The sequence below is a fragment of the Stenotrophomonas sp. 05L44_2 genome, assembly GCF_056665995.1.
The window spans coordinates 1-1,236 of sequence record NZ_JBFTNR010000961.1 but is presented as its reverse complement, the minus strand read 5'-3'; the positions used below and the strand labels follow the sequence as shown (position 1 = coordinate 1,236).

General features: G+C 59.7%; 2 protein-coding genes. Both read left to right on the top strand.

Annotated features, from left to right (window positions below):
• Nucleotides 1-398 (top strand): MBL fold metallo-hydrolase (locus AC1VAN_RS22330; protein WP_480986802.1); only part of this gene is annotated, 398 nt, incomplete at its 5' end.
• Nucleotides 399-408: 10 nt separating this feature from the next.
• On the top strand, nt 409-894 hold the full coding sequence (locus AC1VAN_RS22325; RefSeq protein WP_137190678.1) for an isochorismatase family protein: 486 nt from the start codon (nt 409-411) through the stop codon (nt 892-894).
• Nucleotides 895-1,236: the final 342 nt, after the last annotated feature.

Genomic DNA, 1,236 nt, shown 5'->3' with positions numbered 1-1,236 from the left:
GCTCGGAGGAAATGTACGCCATCCCCGAGGTGGGCAAGCTGCTCGGCGCAACCATGGGCTTTGTTTTCCAGCAGGCTGGTCTGAAGACGGTGTATGTGGCCGGCGACACCGTCTGGGAAGCCGAAGTTCGCGAAACGTTGAAGACTTTCAAGCCTGACGTGGTGGTTCTCAACACGGGCGATGCGCGGATCGATGGATTCAATACCGGCATCATCATGGGCAAGGAAGATACGCTGCGCGTGCACCAGATGTCTCCCAACGCCAGGATCGTGGCTGTACACATGGATGCGGTCAATCACATGAGCGTCAGCCGCTACGACCTGCAGGACTACGTCATCGAAAAGGGCATCGAAAGCAGTGTCGTCATTCCGCAGGATGGCGAAGTCATCGACTTCTAAAGGAGGATGTATGAAAGCGCTCATTGTGATTGATATCCAGAATGACTACTTTGCTGGCGGCCACTTCCCGCTGGAAGGCGCGGAGGAAGCACTCCAGAGTGCGCTGGTACTGATCGAGACCGCGCACGGCAACAACGATCTGGTCGTGGTCGTACAGCATCAGGCACCCGCTGGCGCGCCCTTCTTCGAGACCGGCAGCGTCGGCGCCGATCTGCATCCGTCCATTCAATCGGCGATGCGGAATTCCCCTTTGGTGGTCAAGCATGAGGCGGATAGCTTTCTGCGAACCAATCTCGCCGAGCTGCTCCGGCAGCACAAGGTGGACACCATCGATCTGGTCGGCATGATGACCCAGCATTGCGTCACTCACACAGCCCTCTCGCCGGAGGCGGTGGGCTACCCGGTGACGATCCACGCTGACGCGTGCGCCGCCCCGACCCGTGCGCTGAGTGCGTTGGCACTGAGCGGGCTGAAGGCCCGCCACTTGGTCGTCTGATAGGCATTAAGCGCCCTGGCACGTCACGGTCCAGAACGCGTGCAGAGGAGACAAGCACCTAGGACTTCACGGAGTGGCATCGGATGGATTCACCACTCTGGGGACCGAACTTCCCATGTCCGCTTCCGGCCAGAAGCGGACACCGACCAACTCGTGAACTGAGCCGCGCCGAAAGCGTCCGCTTGAATGACTAGCTATGTGGCCCTTGCACGGGTGCCGGAAATGGCTCGCCCGCGCCAACGCGCTTTGCCAAGAGGTAAGCGCAGTACTTGTAAAGATCGTAGCGCGGTGAGTCGTTCTCAACGTAGACGACCTTCGTTGGGTGAAGGTGCACACCCGCCT

Bases quoted from the DNA above. Each gene is read 5' to 3' on its own strand.
- AC1VAN_RS22325 (WP_137190678.1), top strand. From the start codon at position 409: ATGAAAGCGCTCATTGTGATTGATATCCAGAATGACTACTTTGCTGGC.